The 17,783-nt window shown below is 72.6% G+C and carries 16 protein-coding genes; 7 read left to right on the forward strand and 9 right to left on the reverse strand.

The features are described from left to right. Nucleotides 1-251 precede the first annotated feature (251 nt). Entirely contained in the window at nucleotides 252-782 is a 531-nt protein-coding gene (locus FB388_RS39840) for a hypothetical protein (RefSeq protein ID WP_211361810.1), read from the forward strand. Between the two features lie 778 nt (nucleotides 783-1,560). Here the strand turns inward: FB388_RS39840 and FB388_RS07435 are convergent. The 8 genes from FB388_RS07435 to FB388_RS07470 form a co-directional block, all read right to left on the reverse strand. Then, a complete protein-coding gene (locus tag FB388_RS07435; RefSeq protein ID WP_211361811.1) occupies nucleotides 1,561-2,928 on the reverse strand; it encodes an APC family permease in 1,368 nt (455 codons plus the stop codon). Between the two features lie 171 nt (nucleotides 2,929-3,099). Beyond that, nucleotides 3,100-3,387, reverse strand: a complete 288-nt coding sequence (locus FB388_RS07440) for a YciI family protein (protein WP_142098701.1) — start codon at nucleotides 3,385-3,387, stop codon at nucleotides 3,100-3,102. Between the two features lie 120 nt (nucleotides 3,388-3,507). Beyond that, nucleotides 3,508-4,296 carry an SDR family oxidoreductase gene (locus FB388_RS07445; protein WP_142098704.1) on the reverse strand — a complete coding sequence of 263 codons (789 nt, stop codon included), beginning with the start codon at nucleotides 4,294-4,296 and terminating at the stop codon, nucleotides 3,508-3,510. Nucleotides 4,297-4,318: 22 nt separating this feature from the next. Beyond that, nucleotides 4,319-5,089 carry an IclR family transcriptional regulator gene (locus tag FB388_RS07450; protein WP_142098707.1) on the reverse strand — a complete coding sequence of 257 codons (771 nt, stop codon included), beginning with the start codon at nucleotides 5,087-5,089 and terminating at the stop codon, nucleotides 4,319-4,321. Nucleotides 5,090-5,114: 25 nt separating this feature from the next. Next, nucleotides 5,115-5,945 (reverse strand): 5-dehydro-4-deoxy-D-glucuronate isomerase, encoded by an 831-nt coding sequence (gene kduI / locus FB388_RS07455; RefSeq protein ID WP_142098709.1) that lies wholly within the window; start codon nucleotides 5,943-5,945, stop codon nucleotides 5,115-5,117. Nucleotides 5,946-5,959: 14 nt separating this feature from the next. Beyond that, a complete protein-coding gene (locus FB388_RS07460; RefSeq protein WP_142098712.1) occupies nucleotides 5,960-7,264 on the reverse strand; it encodes a TRAP transporter large permease in 1,305 nt (434 codons plus the stop codon). 15 nt (nucleotides 7,265-7,279) lie between these two features. Next, complete coding sequence (locus tag FB388_RS07465; RefSeq protein ID WP_142098715.1) at nucleotides 7,280-7,783, reverse strand: TRAP transporter small permease; 504 nt, start codon at nucleotides 7,781-7,783, stop codon at nucleotides 7,280-7,282. A gap of 13 nt (nucleotides 7,784-7,796) precedes the next feature. Next, nucleotides 7,797-8,852 (reverse strand): TRAP transporter substrate-binding protein, encoded by a 1,056-nt coding sequence (locus FB388_RS07470; RefSeq protein ID WP_142098717.1) that lies wholly within the window; start codon nucleotides 8,850-8,852, stop codon nucleotides 7,797-7,799. Between the two features lie 198 nt (nucleotides 8,853-9,050). Here FB388_RS07470 and FB388_RS07475 point away from each other — a divergent pair, with 198 nt between their 5' ends. Beyond that, entirely contained in the window at nucleotides 9,051-10,010 is a 960-nt protein-coding gene (locus FB388_RS07475) for a bile acid:sodium symporter family protein (RefSeq protein WP_142098720.1), read from the forward strand. Between the two features lie 13 nt (nucleotides 10,011-10,023). Here the strand turns inward: FB388_RS07475 and FB388_RS07480 are convergent, their stop codons facing one another. Further along, nucleotides 10,024-11,241: a LeuA family protein gene (locus tag FB388_RS07480; RefSeq protein WP_142098723.1), complete on the reverse strand. Its 1,218-nt coding sequence runs from the start codon at nucleotides 11,239-11,241 to the stop codon at nucleotides 10,024-10,026. A 67-nt stretch (nucleotides 11,242-11,308) separates the two neighbouring features. Here FB388_RS07480 and FB388_RS07485 point away from each other — a divergent pair, with 67 nt between their 5' ends. The 5 genes from FB388_RS07485 (at nucleotide 11,309) to FB388_RS07505 (ending at nucleotide 17,767) form a co-directional block, all read left to right on the forward strand. After that, nucleotides 11,309-12,508 carry a citrate synthase gene (locus tag FB388_RS07485; RefSeq protein ID WP_142098726.1) on the forward strand — a complete coding sequence of 400 codons (1,200 nt, stop codon included), beginning with the start codon at nucleotides 11,309-11,311 and terminating at the stop codon, nucleotides 12,506-12,508. 120 nt (nucleotides 12,509-12,628) lie between these two features. Beyond that, the gene (locus FB388_RS07490) at nucleotides 12,629-13,318 is read left to right on the forward strand and encodes an ABC transporter ATP-binding protein (RefSeq protein ID WP_142098729.1); all 690 of its coding nucleotides are present in this window, start codon (nucleotides 12,629-12,631) and stop codon (nucleotides 13,316-13,318) included. After that, a complete protein-coding gene (locus FB388_RS07495; RefSeq protein ID WP_142098731.1) occupies nucleotides 13,315-14,529 on the forward strand; it encodes an ABC transporter permease in 1,215 nt (404 codons plus the stop codon). Before FB388_RS07490 ends, FB388_RS07495 begins: the two co-directional genes overlap by 4 nt. A 44-nt stretch (nucleotides 14,530-14,573) precedes the next feature. After that, a complete protein-coding gene (locus FB388_RS07500) occupies nucleotides 14,574-16,250 on the forward strand; it encodes an efflux RND transporter periplasmic adaptor subunit (RefSeq protein ID WP_170225514.1) in 1,677 nt (558 codons plus the stop codon). A gap of 35 nt (nucleotides 16,251-16,285) precedes the next feature. Then, nucleotides 16,286-17,767, forward strand: a complete 1,482-nt coding sequence (locus FB388_RS07505) for a glycosyltransferase family 39 protein (RefSeq protein WP_142098736.1) — start codon at nucleotides 16,286-16,288, stop codon at nucleotides 17,765-17,767. The last annotated feature ends 16 nt before the right edge of the window (nucleotides 17,768-17,783 follow it).

The following is a 17,783-nucleotide window of genomic DNA, read 5'->3' on the forward strand; positions in this document are numbered from 1 at the left end:
CCGAGGGCGACGACCAGGAGTCCGTGCGAGGTGGCCGCGGCGGCTCCGGGTCGAACGACCAGGCGTCCGTACGCGGCTTCGGCGCGGGGACGGGCGGCTGAGGCGCGGGGGCGGGCGGCTGAGGCGCGGGGGCGGGCGGCTGAGGCGCGGGGGCGGGCGGCTGAGGCGCGGGGGCGGGCGGCTGAGGCGCGGGGGCGGGCGGCTGAGGCGCGGGGGCGGGCGGCGGCGGGGCGGCGGCGGCCGGGGTCGCCGTGGGCGCTGCGACCTCGGTCGGCGCGCTGATCGCCGGCATGGGACCCGTGGCGTCCACCGGGTACGTCAGTGCGTCGACGGGGGCCGGGGCCGGCGGGGCGGGGGACGGCGCTGCGGGCGCGGCGGAGGGGCCGGCGGGCGACCGCTGCGGCGCCGGACGTGCGGGCGGGTTCGCCCGCGCGAAGAGGTCTGCCGGTGGGACCGGAGCAGCCGCCTGCGGCCCGGGGCTGGGCGGCGGTGCGGCCGGGGTGAAGAGGTCGGCCGCACCGGCGGGCGAGGTCGGTGCCGCAGGCGGCCCGGTCGGAGCGGGCGGCCGTGGCCCGACCGGTGGCGGCGTGGCGGCCGGGTGGCCGTTCTGCGGCGATGGACCGACGAGCGGGACGGCGCCCGTCGGCGCGGGGGGCTCGGCGTGGGCCGGACCTGCCGGAGGAGGTGGAGCGACCACGGGCATGGGGCCGGTCGCCGGGGCGACGGGGCCGGCGGGTCGGGTCGGTGGTGCGGCTGCGGGCGCCGGGGCTGGGGAGATGTGACCGACGGGTCGGGTCGGCGGGGCCGCGGGCGGCACGGCTCCTGTCACCGGGGGCACGGCGGGATGCGGCGCGGTCGCGGGCACAGCAGCCGCGGGCCCGCCGTTCGCGGACTCGAAGAGACCGGCAGGGGGCGTGCTGGGGGCCGTAGCGGTGAGGCTCGGGTCGAAGAGGCCGGCGGGTGTCCCCGCTGCTGCCGGGGGAGCGGGCACGGCGGCGGGTGCTGCGCTCTGTGGTGCCGGGTTGTCGGGTGCGGCGTTGTCGGGGGTGGCCGTGTCAGGTGCGGTGGGGACAGCGGGGAGCGGTCCGGTCGCGAACCAGGACGCCGGGGACCCCGTCGGGACAACGGGCTGCGCCGCCGTGTCCTCGGCGCCGGGGGCGAACCAGGAGCCGGCCTCCTGGGCGGGCAACGGGCCGGTGGGATCGGCGGGCTTGTGGGCGGGCAGCGGCCCGGTGGGGTCGGCAGGCCCGGCCGGGCGGGATGAACCAGCGGTGACGTCCTCGCCACTCCCGGTGACATCGGAGGACCCGGTGGGCTGCCCGGTGCTGGTGCCCGCGCCGGTTGCGTCCATCCAGGTCCCTCCCCCGTCGGCCACGTCCTGGTCGCCCCGGTACGGGGCGATCGGACGGTGGACGGCTCGGTGGCGGCTCGCCCAGTGCCTGTGCGCCGGATCACGCCCGGTTCGCCCTGGCGTGCCGCTCCAGCTTCGCACGCCGTCCCGCGCGCCCATCGCGCACCCGTGGATCGGTCCGGCGCGGGCGGGGTCCCGCCTCCGGAAGGTCAGCTGATCACGGGCGGCCGGCGTCCGGTCGCCAGCAGGACGGCGAGCAGGACGCCCCCGACGATGAGCCAGGCGAAGCCCAGGGTCTGCGCTGCGACCTGCGCGTTCACCACCACGAACGCGAGGATCGCGAACCCGATCACCGGCACGGCGACGTGGCGCCAGTAGTCGCTGCTGCGCTGCCGGACGGCGTAGTGCACGACAACCGAGACGTGCAGCACGAGGAACGCCGACAGCGCGCCGAAGTTGACCAGGGTGGACAGCAGCGTGATGCCGTCCTCGCGGGCGCTCATGGCGATGCCGAGGACGAGCGAGACGGCGGCGACCAGCAGCGTGGCGTTCACCGGCACCCGGCGGACCGGGTGCACGCTGGCCAGCAGCGCGGGCAGCTGCCGGTCGCGGGCCATGGCGTAGAGCAGCCGGGAGGTCGCGGCCTGCGCGACGAGGGAGTTGGCGAAGCCCCACGCGATCGCGGTGGCGACGGCGGTGAGCGAGGCGAGCCACGCGCCACCGGCCACCGCCGCTGCGTCGTAGAACGCCGTGCCTCCCGGGTCACCGTCGGCGACCAGTGCTTCCGGGTTCGGGACGAGCAGCGCCGCGACCCAGGTCTGCACGATGAACAGCGTGCCGGCCAGCGCGAGCGCACCGATCATCGCCTTGCCCAGCGAGCGCGCCGACTCCCGGTTCTCCTCGGCGAGCGTGGAGATCCCGTCGAACCCGAGGAAGCTCAGCACGGCGATCGAGACGGCCCCGAACACGAGGCCGAGCGAGAACGTGCTGCTGTCGTAGACCGGGCTGAAGTCGAACCCGCGTCCGGCGCCGCTCGCCAGCGCGACGATCCCGATGACGAGGAAGATCGCGAGCACCACGAGCTCCGCGACGAGCATGATCTTGTTGACCCGCGCGGTCATCTCGATGCCGAGGTAGTTGACCACCGTGTTCAGCACGACGAACGCGACGATCCACAACCAGACCGGAACCGCGGGCAGGATCGAGTTCATCGCGATGCCCGCGATGAGGTACAGCAGGCCCGGTACGAGCACGTAGTCCAGCAGCACCATCCAGCCGGCCAGGAACCCGACCGGCTGCGCGATGCCCCGCCCCGCGTAGGTGTAGACCGAGCCGGCCATCGGGAAGGCCCTGGCCATCTGCGAGTACGAGGCCGCGGTGAAGGCCATCGCCAGCATCCCGATGGCGTAGGCCAGGGCCACCATCCCGCCGGAGGCCTGGAAGACGCTGCCGAAGATGCCGAACGGCGCGATCGGCACCATGAAGATCAGGCCGTAGACCAGCAGGTCGGTGAAGGTGAGCGACCGCTTGAGCTCCTGCCGGTACCCGAACTCCTCCACGCCGTCGCGCTCGTCCACGCCACGCTCCTCTCGCCTCGTGGGAGCAGCGAACTGCACGATCGGCACTCTCGTCCAGACCCGTCGCACGAGAGTGCCGATCGTGCGACCGCCCCGTACCGGTATGGGACGGGCGAGCTCGCCGGCGTGCTCAGCGGCGGTGGTGCGGCCCGAGCACGCCGGCACCGACGGTCAGCCGAGCTCGCCGATGACGATCCCCCAGGACTTGATCGAGCGTTCCGCGACCACCCCGACCTCCGCGAACGGGTCGCGGTCGAGCAGCTCGCCGATCTCGGCCGCGCTCTCGCCCTCGAAGATGAGCATCCCGCCCGGGGCCTCCTCGGGGCCCCACGGTCCGCACACCTTCAGCTTCCCGGCCTCGTGCAGCTCCCGCAGGAAGGCCCGGTGGACGGGCCGGTGCTCGTCCCGCTTGTCGTCCGAACCATCGGCATAGGTGTAGAACACGGCGAACAGGCTCAAGTCGCTTTCCTCATTCCGTTCCGGTGATGCTCGAACATCCACGTCCCCTTCTCGCAACGATCACGAACAGCCAGGCCCCGCCTCCCTCCTCCATCGACTCGTGATCGCGAAACCCGCAGGTCAGCGGGCGAGCCAGCCCCCGTCCACCGGGAGCACCGCTCCGTGGACGTAGTCGGCGGCGCGGGAGCAGAGGAACAGCACGGCGCCCGCGATGTCGGTGGCCTCGGCCCAGCGCCCGGCCGGGATGCGCTCGAGGATGGCTCGGCTGCGCACCGGGTCCTCGCGCAGGTCGAGCGTGTTCGCCGTGGCGACGTAGCCGGGCGCCACTGCGTTGACGTTGACCCCCTTGCCGGCCCACTCGTTGGCCAGCGCCTTGGTCAGCCCGGCCACTGCCGACTTGGACGAGGCGTAGCCGGGCACCAGCACCCCGCCCTGGAAGCTGAGCATCGAGGCGGTGTTCACGATCTTGCCGCGGCGGCGGCGGACCATCGCCCGCCCGACATCGCGGGCTAGTACGAACGTGGCCCGCAGGTTCACGTCGACGACGTGGTCGAAGTCCGCGTCGGGGTGCTCGGCAGCGGGAGCGCGCCGGATCGTGCCCGCGTTGTTGACCAGGATGTCGACGTCGCGGGCGGCGAGGTCCGCGGCGAGCGCGGCGACCTGCTCGCGGTCGGCGAGGTCGGCCGACAGGGCGATGAACTTCCGGCCGCGTCCCTCGACGGCCGCCCGGACCTCGCTGTCGCCGTCCGGGCGACCGGAGCCGACGCCGATGACGTCGGCGCCCGCCGCGGCGAGGCAGTCCGCGACGGCGAAGCCGATCCCGCGGCTCGCCCCCGTCACCACGGCCAGCCGGCCCTCGAGGCCGAAGAGGCTCTCCGCGTAGGCGGCGGGGGTGGTCGCGTGGGTCATGGCGACGTGGTGCTCCTACTCGTCAGGGGGTGTGTCCGAGCGCGGCCGAGATCTTGTCGGCGGCCGCGACGGCGTACGGCGCCATCGCCGCGACCTGCTCGGGCGTGTGCTCGAGGCCGAGCGTGGAGATGCTCAGCCCGTACTTGATGGTTCCGGTGTGGTCCCGCACGGGCGCCGCGACGCAGCGCACGCCCGGGGCGTTCTCCCCGTCGTCCTCGGCGAAACCGCGCTCCCGCACGGTGGCGACGACCCGGCGCAGGGTCTCCAGGTCGGTGATCGTGCGTTCGGTGCGGGGCGCGAGCCCGGTGCGTTCCGCGTAGCGGGCCAGCCCCTCGTCGGTGAAACCGGAGAGCACGACCTTCCCGATGCCCGAGGAGTGCATCGGGATGGCCAGGCCCACCCGGGAGGGCATCCGGTAGGGCTTGTCCGAGTCGGCGCGGATCAGGTAGATGATCTCGTCGCCGTTCGCGACACCCACGTGCACCGTGCAGTGCACCTGGGCCACCAGCTCGTCGACGATCGGCTGGGCGATCGCCGAGATGTCGATCTGCTGCAGCGCGCGCCCGGCGAGCGACAGGATCGTGGGTCCCGGCAGGTACTGCCCGTCCGGGCCCACGGCGACGTACCCCCGGTCCACCAGGGTGGACAGGATCCGGTGCACGGTGGCCTTCGCCAGCCCGGTCGCCTCCACCACGTCGGTGAACCGTGGATGGCTCAGCACCGCCGACAGCACGAGCAGGGTCTTCTCGCTCGCGCTCGCACGTTCACCGGTGGCAGGGGTCTCGGGGGGCATGTCTCACCTGTCCGGGCTCAGCGCGTCACCTCATCCCGGTGATGGGGACGCCGTCCATGTCGTCGAAGCACTGATTCTCCCCTGCCATCGCCCAGACGAAGCTGTAGCTGGCCGAGCCGAACCCGCAGTGCACCGACCAGCTGGGGGAGATCACGGCCTGCCCGTCCGCGACCAGGAGGTGCCGGGTCTCGGTCGGCTCGCCCATGAGGTGGACGACCCGGGCGTCGGCCGGCAGGTCGAAGTACAGGTAGGCCTCCATCCGCCGGTCGTGGGTGTGGGCCGGCATGGTGTTCCACATGCTGCCGTCGTGCAGCGTGGTCACGCCCATGACGACCTGGCAGCTGCGCACGCCGTTCTCGTGGATGTACTGGTTGAGGGTGCGCCGGTTGGAGGTGACGCCGTCGCCGAGCTCGCGCACCGTGCCGCCACCCGCCTCGACGAGCGTGGTCGGGTACGCGGTGTGCGCCGGTGCGGAGAACAGGTAGAACCGCGCCGGGTCGGCGCCGTCCGCGGACGCGAACGCCACCTCCTGCGCGCCGCGGCCGACGTAGAGGCACGAGCCCTTGCCGACCTTGTGGTCGCTGCCGTCCACGGTGATCGTGCCGGCCCCACCGACGTTGACGATCCCGGCCTCGCGGTGCTCGAAGAAGTGGTCGCTGCGGATCTCCGGGAACCCGGGAAGCGCGACGGCGTCGGTCACCGGCTGGACGCCGGCGAGCACGACCCGGTCGTGGTGGGTGTAGACGGCGCGCACCTCGTCGGCGACGAACAGGTCCTCGACGAGGTAGCGGCGGCGCAGCTGTGCGGTGTCCATCCCGGGGATCTGCTCCGGGGAGGTGGCGTAGCGCTGCTCCATGGATGTCCTTTCTCCTAGAGGAGGCCCAGCAGGCCGGGCAGCCAGAGCGACAGCCCCGGCGTGAAGATCACGACGATGAACACGACGACGAGGGCGGCGAAGAACGGGACGAGCCTGCGGACGACGGGCTCGATCCCGAGGTCGGCTACCTTCGCGCCGACGAACAGGATCGTGCCGACCGGCGGTGTGATGGTGCCGATGCAGACGCCGAGCACGATCATGATCCCGAAGTGGACCGGGTGGATCCCGAAGCTCTCGACGATCGGCAAGAAGATCGGCGTGAAGATCAGCACCGCGGGCGTCGCGTCCATGAAGCAGCCGACGACCAGCAGCACGAGCGCGATGAGCAGCAGGATCAGCACCGGGTTCGTGGTGAGGCCGAACAGCCCCTCGGAAACCGTCTGCGGGACCCGGGCGAAGGACAGGACGAAGCCCATGACCGTCGAGACGCCGATCAGGAACATGACGACGGCCGTGGTCTTCGCGGCGTCGATGAGGATTCCCGGCAGCTGCCGCACGGAGATCGCCCGGTAGAGGAACGACAGCAGCAAGGCGTACAGCACGGCGATGCAGGACGCCTCGGTCGCGGTGAAGAGGCCCGCGAGGATCCCGCCGATCACCACCACGATCAGCAGCAGCGCCGGCACCGCGTCCAGCAGCACCTTGAGCGACTGCGCGAGGCCGATCCGGCCGGTCATCCGCAGCTCGGGTCGACTGCGGGCGTACAGGTGCACGCACACCATGCAGACCAGCGCCCATGCGATGCCGGGCAGGTAGCCCCCGACGAACAGCGCGGCGACCGACGTGCCCGACACCAGGGAGTAGACGATCATCAGGTTGCTCGGTGGGATGAGCATTCCCGACGGCGCCGAGGCGACGTTGGCGGCTGCGGCGAAGCTGCGGTCGTAGCGCTCCTTCTCCTGCAGGGGTGTCATCACGGCGCCGACCGCGGCGGCCGCCGCCACCCCGGAGCCGCTGACGGCCCCGAAGAGGGCGTTGGCCGCCACGTTCGTCTGCGCAAGCGATCCCGGTGCCCAGCCCACCAGGACCTTCGCGGCGTCGACCAGCCGCAGTGCGATGCCGCCGTTGTTCATGATCACGCCGGCCAGGACGAAGAACGGGATGGCGAGCAGCGGGAACGAGTTGATCCCGCGGAAGATCTGCTGGGCCGCGGTGAGCACGCCGTCCTCGGTGCCGAGGAAGACGAACATCGCCGCGAGCGACGACAGGCCGACGGCCACGCTGATCGGGGCGCCGATGACGAGCAGCACCGCGATCCCGACCAGCAGCAGGAGGGCGGCGAGCGAGACGGGGTCCAAGGCTCCTTCTCCTCCCTAGACGAGCTCGAGCTCGGTGTCCTCCACCGGGCGCTCGGCGCCGGTGAGGATCTGGACCAGGTGGAAGAGGGTGTAGAAGGCGATCAGGGCGCCGCTGATCGGCAGGGCCAGGTAGAGCGGGCCCACGGTGATCGGCAGGCCGGTCAGGTTCTGGTTCCAGGCCAGCTGCGAGACCAGGAACCCGCCCCACAGCAGCGCGAGCGCGGTGAACGCCAGGATCGAGAGCTGGACGGCGATCGCCAGCACCACCTGTGCCGTCCGGGACAGGCGGCGCACCACCACGTCCATGGCGACGTGGCCGCGCTCGCCGAACACGAGCGCGGCGCCGAACAGGCCCAGCCAGATGAACAGGTACTTGGCGAGCTCCTCGGACCAGCCGCTCGGGCTGCCGAGGACCTGCCGGGAGAACACCTGCCACGTCACGTCGAGCACGAGCGCGGCGAACAGCACCACGCACACCGCGGTCAGCGCGCGGTCGAGGGCCGTCTTGACGGCGGTCATCGTCGAACCCCGATCAGCCGGCCGAGGCGGCCGCGCGGGCCTGCTCGTGGATCCGGCGGGCGACGTCGCTGGTGAGCTTCTGGTCGACCAGCGGGCGGATCGCCGCCGCGAACGCCTCGGTGTCCACCTCGTTGAACTGCGCGCCCGCGTCCTTCGCGGCCTGGGTGACCCTCGCGATCTCGGTCTTCCAGAGCTGCCCCTCCTCCTCGATGGCGGCGCGCACCTCCTCGGTGAAGATTGCCCGGTGCTCGGGGGACATGCCCTCGAGGACCGCCGGGTTGACGATCAGGTAGTCCGGGAGCATGAGGTGGCGGGTGTAGCTGTAGTACGGCGCGACCTCGGAGTGCTTGGAGTTGAAGTAGGTCAGCTCGTTGTTCTCGGCGGCGTCGATGACGCCTGACTGGAGGGCGGTGTAGACCTCGCCCATCCCCATCGGCGTGCCGCTGCCGCCCATCAGCCGGATCATCGCGATGTTCGTGTCGGACTCGATGACGCGGACCTTCATCCCGGCGAGGTCGGCGGGCGTCGTGATCGGGCCCCGCGGGTTGTACATCGAGCGGATGCCGCCGTGGAACGCGCCCAGCACCTGGATGTTCTGGCCGGCGAGCGAGGAGTAGAGCTCGGAGACGATCGCGGGGTCGTTGGCGGCCCGGCGCTGGTGGTCCTGCGAGTCGAACGTGAACGGCAGGTTGAAGGCGACGAAGTCGGGGTTGAAGTTCTCCAGCAGCGGGCTGGCGACCATCGACATGTCCAGCGCCCCGGACTGGACCAGCTCGATCGTCTCGCGCTGGGCGCCGAGGGTCTCGTTGGGGTAGACCTCGATGCCGTACCGGCCGCCGGTGCGCTCCGCGAGCCGCTCGCCCATGGCCCGCATGGCGATGAACTGCGGGTGGTTCTCCGGCTGGTTGAACGCGACCCGGAACACCGTCTCGGCGGACGCGGCGGCCGAGCCGCCCGCGGCCGCGCCGCCCCCGACGGTGCCGGGGGACCCGGTGCCGGCGCTGCACGCGCTCACCAGGAGCGCTGCCGCGGCCACGCCCGCGAGCGCGGCTGCCTTCCTTCGACCCATGGCGGACTCCCTTGTCGGCATGATTATGGAACTAAGTTCCGCACGACGGAACAAGGTCACGCTACTGGCGACGGTCGCGGCGCACAAGAGGGTTTGGCAAGCGCTTGCCGGAGCGGGACCGGCTGGAGCCCCGATCGCGGTTACGTATGGTGACCACGGGCCGGGCGTCGGGCGCGGCCGTGGAAGGAGGGGCGACGCGTGCGCCGTCTGCAGCAGGTCAGCGAGCTCGCCGGCCGGTGGTTCCCGCTGGTCGTGATCGTGGCCGGGGCGATCGCGCTGGCCGTCCCCGGCGCCTTCCGCGGCTGGTCCGCCGCGGTGCCGTGGCTGCTGGCGCTGATCATGCTGGGCATGGGGCTGACGCTGCGGCCGGTCGACTTCGCCTACGTCGCGCGCCGCCCCGTCGCCTTCGTCATCGGTGTCGTCGCCCAGTTCGTGATCATGCCGGGGCTCGGCTGGCTGCTGGCCACGGCGCTGCCCCTGAGCCCGGAGCTCGCCGTCGGCGTGATCCTCGTGGCGTGCGCGCCGGGCGGCACGGCGTCCAACGTGATGGTCTTCCTCGCCAAGGGCGACACCGCGCTGTCGGTGGCGATGACATCGGCGTCGACGCTGCTCGCGCCGCTGGTCACGCCGATGCTCGTGCTGCTGCTGGCCGGTCGGTTCCTGCCCGTGCAGCCCGGGGCGCTGTTCCTGTCGATCGTGCAGATCGTGCTGGTGCCCGTGGTGCTCGGGTTCCTGCTGCGGCGGTTCGCGGAGCGGCAGGTCGAGAAGGTCGTGCCCGCGCTCCCGCTCGTGTCGGTCGTCGGGATCACCGCGGTGGTCATGGCGGTGGTCGCGGGCAGCGCGTCGGCGTTGCTGGCGTCCGGGCTCGTGATCGGCGTCGCCGTCGTGCTGCACAACGTGCTCGGCCTGGGGCTGGGGTACCTCGCCGCCCGGCTCGCCGGGCTCGACGAGACCGCCCGCCGGGCCATCTCCATCGAGGTCGGGATGCAGAACTCGGGCCTGTCCGCGAGTCTCGCCACCACCCACTTCAACCCGGTCGCGGCGCTGCCCGCTGCCGTGTTCTCGGTGTGGCACAACGTCAGCGGGTCGATCCTCGCCGGCTACTGGGCGCGCCGCCCGGTCGCCGCCACGCGGGACCGGGCGCACTCCAGGCCGTAGCGGTCGGCCGCGGTCAGTCGAGCCGGCCCGGGAACAGCAGCGAGAGCTCTGCGGGGTAGGTGGCGATCAGGCGCAGCTCGTCGTCGGTCAGGGGGCGGCCGGTCATCGCGTTGCACAGCTGCACCAGCTCGAACGAGCGCTCCTCGTCGACCGGTTCGAGGCCGAGGCCCTCCATGACGTGGCGGAACCCGGCCTTGCCGCCGTACTCGCCCGTGAGCACGACCCGGCCGGAGCGCGCGTGCCAGTCGTCGGGGAACGGGCCGAGGCTTGCCTCGTCGTACAGCTCGTAGTTGCCGTGGTCCTTGAGCGCGCCGTCGGCGTGGATGCCCGACTCGTGCGCGAAGGCGTTGCGGCCCACGCCCACCTGGTTGTGGGGGAGTGGCTGGCCGAACGCGTAGCTCGCCCACAGCGCGAAACGGCGGGCCCAGCGGAGGTCGAGGGCGTCGCCGATCTCGGCGTCGACGCCGAAGCCGTGCTCGAAGGCGAGGATCGTCGATAGGAGGTCGGCGTTGCCCGAGCGCTCCCCGATGCCGTTGACGCAGGTGTTGATCCAGGCGTCCTGCCCGGCGTCGAGGTCGCCGAGCGCCCCTGACACGGAGTTGGCGACGGCCATGCCGAGGTCGTTGTGGCAGTGCGTCTCCACGGGCATGCCGGAACCGGCGGCGAGCCCGGCGAACCGTTCCCGGATGCGGCCGGGGGTGTCGCCGCCGATCGTGTCGCAGTAGCGCACCCGGTCGGCGCCCGCCTCCTTCGCGGCGAGGGCGAACTCCAGGAGGAAGCCGTCGTCGGTGCGGGAGCCGTCCTCGGCGTTCACGCCAACCGTCTCGGCCCCGCCCTGCTTCGCGACGCGGACGGCCGCGGTGGTCTCCCGGATGATCGCGTCGCGGTCCAGCTTCCCGCGGAACTTGTTCTTGATCATGTAGTCGGACGTGGAGATCGACAGGTTGTAGTGCCGCAGGCCGAGCGGCACGGCCTTCTCGACGTCCGCCGCAACGCCGCGGCACCAGCCGGCGAGGCGCAGGTCGCCGAACGCGCCCGCCTTCTCCAACGCCACCTGCGCCCGGACGTAGGGCACCTCGTGGTGGAGGAACGGGAAGCCGATCTCGGACTGCGCCACCCCGAGCCGGCCCAGGTACCAGTTGACCACCGTCTTGCCGAACTTGGACAGGCCGATGCGTGCGGTCTGCACGCCGTCGCGGTTGGTGACGTCCAGGAAATGCACTCGTGGCATACGGCGACGTTGACACACGTCTTCAACGTGTATCAATATTGATTTTAGTCAATACACAGGGGTGGGTGTGGAGGAGATCGACGCGGCGGAGGCCGCGCGCCGCCTCGGGGTCAAGCCGGCCACGCTGTACGCCTACGTCAGCCGGGGAGTCCTCCGTCGCAGGAGCGACGGGCGGCGGAGCACGTTCGACGCCGCCGAGGTGGAGCTGCTCGCCCGCCGGGGCAGGCCGCGGCGTGCGCCCGAGACCGAGCTGGTGGTCGAGTCGGGCATCACGGCGCTCGTCGGTGGCCGCCCCTACTACCGCGGACACGACGTGTTGGCGCTGGCCGGCGCCGCCCGATACGAGCAGGTGGCCGCCTGGCTCTGGACGGGGGAGCCGGAGGCCCTGACGGATCCGGTGCAGCGCTGGCAGGTGGCACCCGATGCGGCGGCCGCGGCGCGCGACGCACAGCGCGGGCTGCCCGATGACCTGCTGCCGCTCGACCGCATGCCGGTGATCGTCACCGTGCTGGCCGGTCTCGACCCGCTCCGCTTCCAGCTCGACCCGCCCGCTGTGGTCGCTGCCGGGCAGACCATCGTGGCCGGGCTGGTCGAGGGCCTGCCGATCCCCGAGGGCGGCTCGCGGCTCGACGGCTCGGTCGCGCGGCGGCTCTGGTGCCGGCTCACCACGCGCCCGCCGGACGGCTTGCTCGACGTCCTCGAGGCCACGATGGTGCTGCTCGCCGACCATGAGCTGGCCGCCTCCACGCTCGCCGCCCGCGTGGCGGCCTCGGTGCGGGCCGACCCGTACGCCGTGGTGCTCGCCGGGCTCGGGGTGCTCTCCGGCCCGCTGCACGGTGGCGCCTCGCTCTCCGCGGAGCGGATGCTCGACGAGGTGCGGGAGCCGTCCCGGGCGGCGCGCGTGATCGCCGACCGCCTGCGCCGCGGCGAGCGCATCCCCGGTCTCGGACACCGCGTCTACCCGGGTGCCGACCGTCGCGGTGTGCGCCTGATGGAGCTGCTGCGGGAAGCGGTGCCGGGGGACGAGCGGCTGGCGGCCGCCGAGGCCGTCATCGCCGAGGCCGGACGCCGCAAGCTGCCAGCGCCCAACGCCGACCTCGCGGTGGCGTGCCTCGCGCGCGCAGCGGACATGGTGCCGGGGGCAGGTGCGGCGATAGCCGCGGTGGCCCGCACCGCGGGCTGGTTGGCGCACGGGATGGAGGAGTACGCACGCGATCGGATCCTGCGGCCGCGCGCCGTCTACACCGGTCCGCCGCCGCGTTCCTGAGACCCGCCTGACGTGGTCGGGGTCACTCGTGGCAAATTATGAGTACGGCGTACCCCGGATCCTGGTCCATCGTTGAGGGACGAGGTGGTCTTCGGGGACGACTGCCTGCAGGGGGGAATCATGATCGAGCTCGAGGGCGTCACCAAGATCTACGGCAACGGCGACGTGAAGGTCCGGGCCCTCGGCCCGGTCGACCTCCTGGTGGAGGAGGGCGACTTCGTCGCCATCATGGGGCCGTCCGGGTCCGGCAAGAGCACGATGATGAACATCCTCGGCTGCCTCGACGTGCCGACCGACGGCCGCTACACCCTCGACGGCATCGACGTCAGCAAGCTGCGCGACAACAAGCTGGCGGCCATCCGGAACACCCGCATCGGCTTCGTGTTCCAGTCGTTCAACCTGATCCCGCGGACCTCCGCGCTGCGCAACGTGGAGCTGCCGCTCATCTACGCGGGGGAGCGGTCCAACCGCAGGGCACGCGCACGGGCCGCGCTGGAGCGGGTGGGGCTCGGGCAGCGGGCCGACCACCTGCCCAACGAGCTCTCCGGTGGGCAGCAGCAGCGCGTCGCGGTGGCGCGGGCGCTCGTCACCAACCCGGCGATCATCCTCGCCGACGAGCCGACCGGGAACCTGGACACCACCTCGACGGTCGAGATCATGCGGCTGCTGGAGGAGCTGAACGACACGGGCCGCACCGTCGTGCTGATCACGCACGAGCCGGAGGTCGCGGAGTTCGCCAAGCGCGTGATCGAGCTGCGCGACGGCAGCATCGTCCGGGACGTACGGCAGAAGCAACTGGTCGCGTCGTGATCTGGGAGGTCGTGCGCATCGCGCTGCGCGGCCTGCGGGCCAACAAGCTGCGCTCGGCACTCACCACTCTCGGCATCATCATCGGTGTCTCGGCGGTCATCCTGCTCACGGCGCTCGGCAACGGGATCCAGGCGGGGTTCAACGAGCAGTTCGGATCGCTCAACACCCAGATCACCGTGCAGCCGACCGAGGGCGGGGTGCCCGGTGGTGGCCAGGCCCGCGATCTCACCGAGAACGACATGGAGGCGATCGCCAACCCGAGGAACGCGCCCGACGTGGCCTCGGTGACCCCGATCGTGGGCGGCGCCGCCCTGTTGCAGCGCGACGGCCAGCAGTACCGCACCTCCGTCACGGGCACCACGGCCGACTACCTCAGGATCACCGACCGGGAGCTGACGGCGGGGCGCGCCTTCACCGAGCAGGAGGTCCGCACCAACGCCAAGGTGGTGGTGCTCGGCCCGGAGACGGTCACGCAGCTGTTCGGGGGCAACGCGACGGCCGCGCTGAACCAGGAGATCCGGATCGGCCGAGCGGTGTTCCGGGTGATCGGCACCGTCGAGGCGACGGGCCAGCAGGACGACGTCGCGATCATGCCGATCGGCGCGGCCCGCAGCTACCTCACCGGTGGCGAGGACGAGCTGGACACCATCATCGTCCGGGCGCGGTCGGCCGAGGCGGTGACGGCGGCCGCGGAGCAGATCACCGAGGTCCTGTCCGACCGCCACAACATCCGCGACCCCGCCAAGCGCGACTTCGACGTGCAGGCGCTGCAGCAGCAGATCCAGGAGGCCACGCAGTTCCTGTCGTTCCTGACGCTGTTCACCGCCGCCGTCGCCGGGATCTCGCTGATCGTCGGCAGCATCGGCGTCGCGAACATCATGCTGGTGACGGTCACGGAGCGGACCAGGGAGATCGGCATCCGCAAGGCGATCGGCGCCCGGCCCCGCGTGATCCTCGGGCAGTTCCTGCTCGAGTCGGTGTTCCTGTCCGGGCTGGGTGGGCTGATCGGGATCGCGCTCGGTGTGGGTCTCTCGCTCACCGGGGCCGCGGTCCTCCCGCAGGTGTTCCCCGACTTCCCGGCGCCGTCGGTCGACCCGGGCTCGATCGTCCTGTCGTTCACGTTCAGCTTGCTCATCGGCCTGATCGCGGGTGGTTATCCCGCCCACCGCGCGTCGCGCCTGCGCCCGATCGAGGCCCTCCGATACCAATGACCCGCGCGAGAGTCGGACCAGAAGTGACCAAGGCAGGAGCTCCCATGTCCCGAACGACCGGTCGGCGCGCCTGGGCGGCATGCGCCATCGGTGCGGCCGCGGTGCTGGCCCTCGCGGGCTGCACCGCGGAGACGCCGCCACCGCCCACGCTGCGCGTGGACCGGGGGCCGGTGCAGACGACCGTGTCGGCGTCGGGGAACCTCGTCGCGATCTCCGAGCAGACGCTCGGCTTCCCCAGGCGCGGGCAGATCACGCAGGTGCTCGTCGGCGTCGGCGACCGGGTCGTGCCCGGGCAGGAGCTCGCCCGCATCGACGACTTCGCGCTCCGCCAGACCCTCCAGCAGCAGCAGGCGAGCGTCGCGGAGGCGCAGGCCGAGCTGGACCGGGCCACGGGCGGCAACCGCGTGAACGCCACCGGGCGCACGCTCGACCAGGCGCGGGAGATCCTCGATGCGGTCAAGAAGCAGGTCGACGAGACCAACGACCTGAACCGCTCGGCCACCAACCGGGCGCGGGACCAGCTCGAATTCGACAAGAAGGTGCTCGACCGCGCCCAGGACACGCTGCGCCGGGACGAGGACGCGTGCGAGGACGGGGACGACAGCCCGCCGCCCACGACGACGAGGCCGCCGAGCTCGTCGACCAACCCCCCCGCCGCAGAGGGTGACTCGGACGACGAGGACAGCGGTTCCCGCGTGGAGGGTGCCTCGTTCCGCGTGGAGGGCATCTCGCAGAGCACGACCCCTGCCGGCGCCTGTGAACGGCTCGACGCCGACCGCACCGCCGTCGACAACGCGAAGCGCACGGTCCTCCAGTCGGAGGCCGCGCTGGACGAGGCGAAGCACCGCGAGGACGTCGACCGGGCGGCCGGGCAGGTGACGATCGAGCGGGAGCAGCAGACCGTCATCTCGGCGGAGAACGACAGCGGCGCGGCGCGCAACGACCGGCCGGCCGACATCGAGGTCCGGCGGGCGCAGCTGCGCAACGCGCAGGCGGCCGCCCGGGTCGCGCAGCAGGACGTCGACAACACGGTGCTGTACGCCCCGGTCGCGGGCGTCGTGTCCGCGATCAACGGGCGGGTCGGCGAGTTCGTGGGCGAGGCGACCGGCACCACGCCGGTCGCGCCCGGCAGCACGGCGACGCTCCCCGAGACCAGCGAGCTGGCCTCCAGCAGCAGCTCCGGAAGCAGCGGCGGGTCGACCGCAGGCGCCTTCATGGTGCTGAACAACGTCGACTCGTTCCAGCTGGTCGTGCCGTTCGAGGAGTCGGACGCCGCGCGCATCGCCGTCAACCAGCCGGTGGAGGTCACGGTCGACGCACTTCCCGACCTCCGCGCGCCTGCCACCGTGCTGGCGATCGCGCCCGCGGGCACCCCGTCGTCCGGGATCGTGCAGTACAACGCCACGATCGTGCTGCGCGAGGGCAGCGACACCCGGCTGCGCGACGGCCAGACCGCACTGGCCAACGTCATCGTCGAGTCGGTGGACAACGCGCTACGCGTGCCGTCGGCCACGGTCCGGCGCGAAGGGTCGACCACCATCGTCGACGTCCGCGGCGACGACAACCAGCCGGTCCCGACGCCGTTCGAGGCCGGTGCGGTCGGCGACGAGTACACGCAGGTGCTCTCCGGTCTCCGGGAGGGCCAGGAGCTCCTGCTCCCGCCCCCGCCGGCCGCAGCCGGTGGCGACGGCGGCGGAGGTGGCCCCGGCGGCGGTGGCTGATGTCCCCCGTGGCGGGATCGCGCTAGCGTCACGGCGTGATCGATCCGCCGCGGGTCCGGGTGGCGTGGGGCGGGCTCGCCGCGCTCGCGGGTGCGGTGGCCGCCCTGCTGCTCGCCACGTCCGGCCGCTACGGGTACCACCGCGACGAGCTGTACTTCCTGCGTGCCGGGCGGGAGGCGGCCTTCGGCTACGTCGACCAGCCGCCGCTCACTCCGCTGCTGGCCCGCGCGATGGACGCGTTGCTGCCCGGTTCGCTCACCGGGTTGCGCCTGCCCTCGGTGCTCGCCTCGGCCCTCGTGGTGCTGCTCACCGGCCTGATCGCCCGTGAGCTGGGCGGCGGGCGAGGGGCGCAGCTGCTGGCCGCGGCGAGCATGGGCGTCTCGGCGGTGCTGCTGGCCGTCGGGCACCTGCTGTCGACCACCACGTTCGACCTGCTCGCCTGGACCGCCCTGACGTGGCTGCTGGCGCGCTCGCTGCGCGACGGCGGTCCGATCTGGCTCGCCACCGGCGCAGTGGCCGGTCTCGCCCTGCAGAACAAGTCACTGCCGCTGGTGCTGCTCGCGGGGGTTCTCGTCGGCGTGCTGGCGGTCGGGCCGCGGGCGGCGCTGGCGAGCGTGTGGCCGTGGCTCGGCACCGCAGGGGCGCTCGCGATCTGGGCGCCGAACCTGGCCTGGCAGGCCGCGAACGGGTTCCCGGTGTTCACGCTGGCCGGCGCGATCGCGGGCGGCAGCTCCGCCAGCAGCGAGCCGTGGTACCTGTTCGTGCCGTTCCAGCTGGTCCTCGTGAGTCCCCTGCTCGTGCCGGTGTGGGTGCTGGGCTGGTGGCGCCTGGCCCGCGACCCGGCGCTGCGCACGTGGCGGTCGTTCGCCGTGGCCTACGTGCTGGTGGCCGTGCTGTTCCTGGTGACGGGCGGCAAGCCCTACTACCTGGCGGGCTTCTTCCCCCTGCTGCTCGCGGCGGGCGCGCCGGCCGTGGTCGCCTGGGCGGCCCGCGGCGCCCGCCGGGTTCGGTCCGGCCTGCTGGTGGCCGCCCTCGCGCTGAGCCTCGCGATGTCGGCGTTCCTCATGCTGCCGCTCGTCCCGGTCGGCGACCTGGCCCGCACCCCGGTGCCGGACGTCAGCTCGGACGCGGGGGAGACCGTCGGCTGGCCCGAGTTCGCCGCGACCGTCGCCGCCGTGCACGAGCGGGTGCCCGCAGGCGAGCGCGTCGCGGTGCTCACCGGGAACTACGGCGAGGCGGGCGCCGTCGACCGGTTCCTGCCCGCGCTCGCGCCCGCCCACAGCGGCCACAACGCGTACTGGGCCTGGGGTCCGCCGCCCGAGGACGCCGCGACCCTGATCGTCGTCGGCGTGGACGAGGCGCGGCTGCGCCAGTGGTTCGGCCGGGTCGAGCTCGCCGCACGCATCGACAACGGGGTCGGCCTGGACAACGACGAGCAGGGCGAGCCGGTCTGGCTGGTCCGCGAGCGGCGCATCCCCTGGTCGCAGCTGTGGCCGCAGCTGCGCGACATCGGGTAGCAATCCGCTTGCGTGC

Source organism: Pseudonocardia cypriaca, from assembly GCF_006717045.1.
GTDB classification, from domain to species: domain Bacteria; phylum Actinomycetota; class Actinomycetes; order Mycobacteriales; family Pseudonocardiaceae; genus Pseudonocardia; species Pseudonocardia cypriaca.

Coding starts and splice junctions, on each gene's coding strand:
- FB388_RS07445 (WP_142098704.1), bottom strand. CDS start 4,296: ATGACCCACGCGACCACCCCCGCCGCCTACGCGGAGAGCCTCTTCGGC.
- FB388_RS07450 (WP_142098707.1), bottom strand. CDS start 5,089: ATGCCCCCCGAGACCCCTGCCACCGGTGAACGTGCGAGCGCGAGCGAG.
- kduI (WP_142098709.1), bottom strand. CDS start 5,945: ATGGAGCAGCGCTACGCCACCTCCCCGGAGCAGATCCCCGGGATGGAC.
- FB388_RS07465 (WP_142098715.1), bottom strand. CDS start 7,783: ATGACCGCCGTCAAGACGGCCCTCGACCGCGCGCTGACCGCGGTGTGC.
- FB388_RS07470 (WP_142098717.1), bottom strand. CDS start 8,852: ATGGGTCGAAGGAAGGCAGCCGCGCTCGCGGGCGTGGCCGCGGCAGCG.
- FB388_RS07480 (WP_142098723.1), bottom strand. CDS start 11,241: ATGCCACGAGTGCATTTCCTGGACGTCACCAACCGCGACGGCGTGCAG.
- FB388_RS07490 (WP_142098729.1), top strand. CDS start 12,629: ATGATCGAGCTCGAGGGCGTCACCAAGATCTACGGCAACGGCGACGTG.
- FB388_RS07500 (WP_170225514.1), top strand. CDS start 14,574: ATGTCCCGAACGACCGGTCGGCGCGCCTGGGCGGCATGCGCCATCGGT.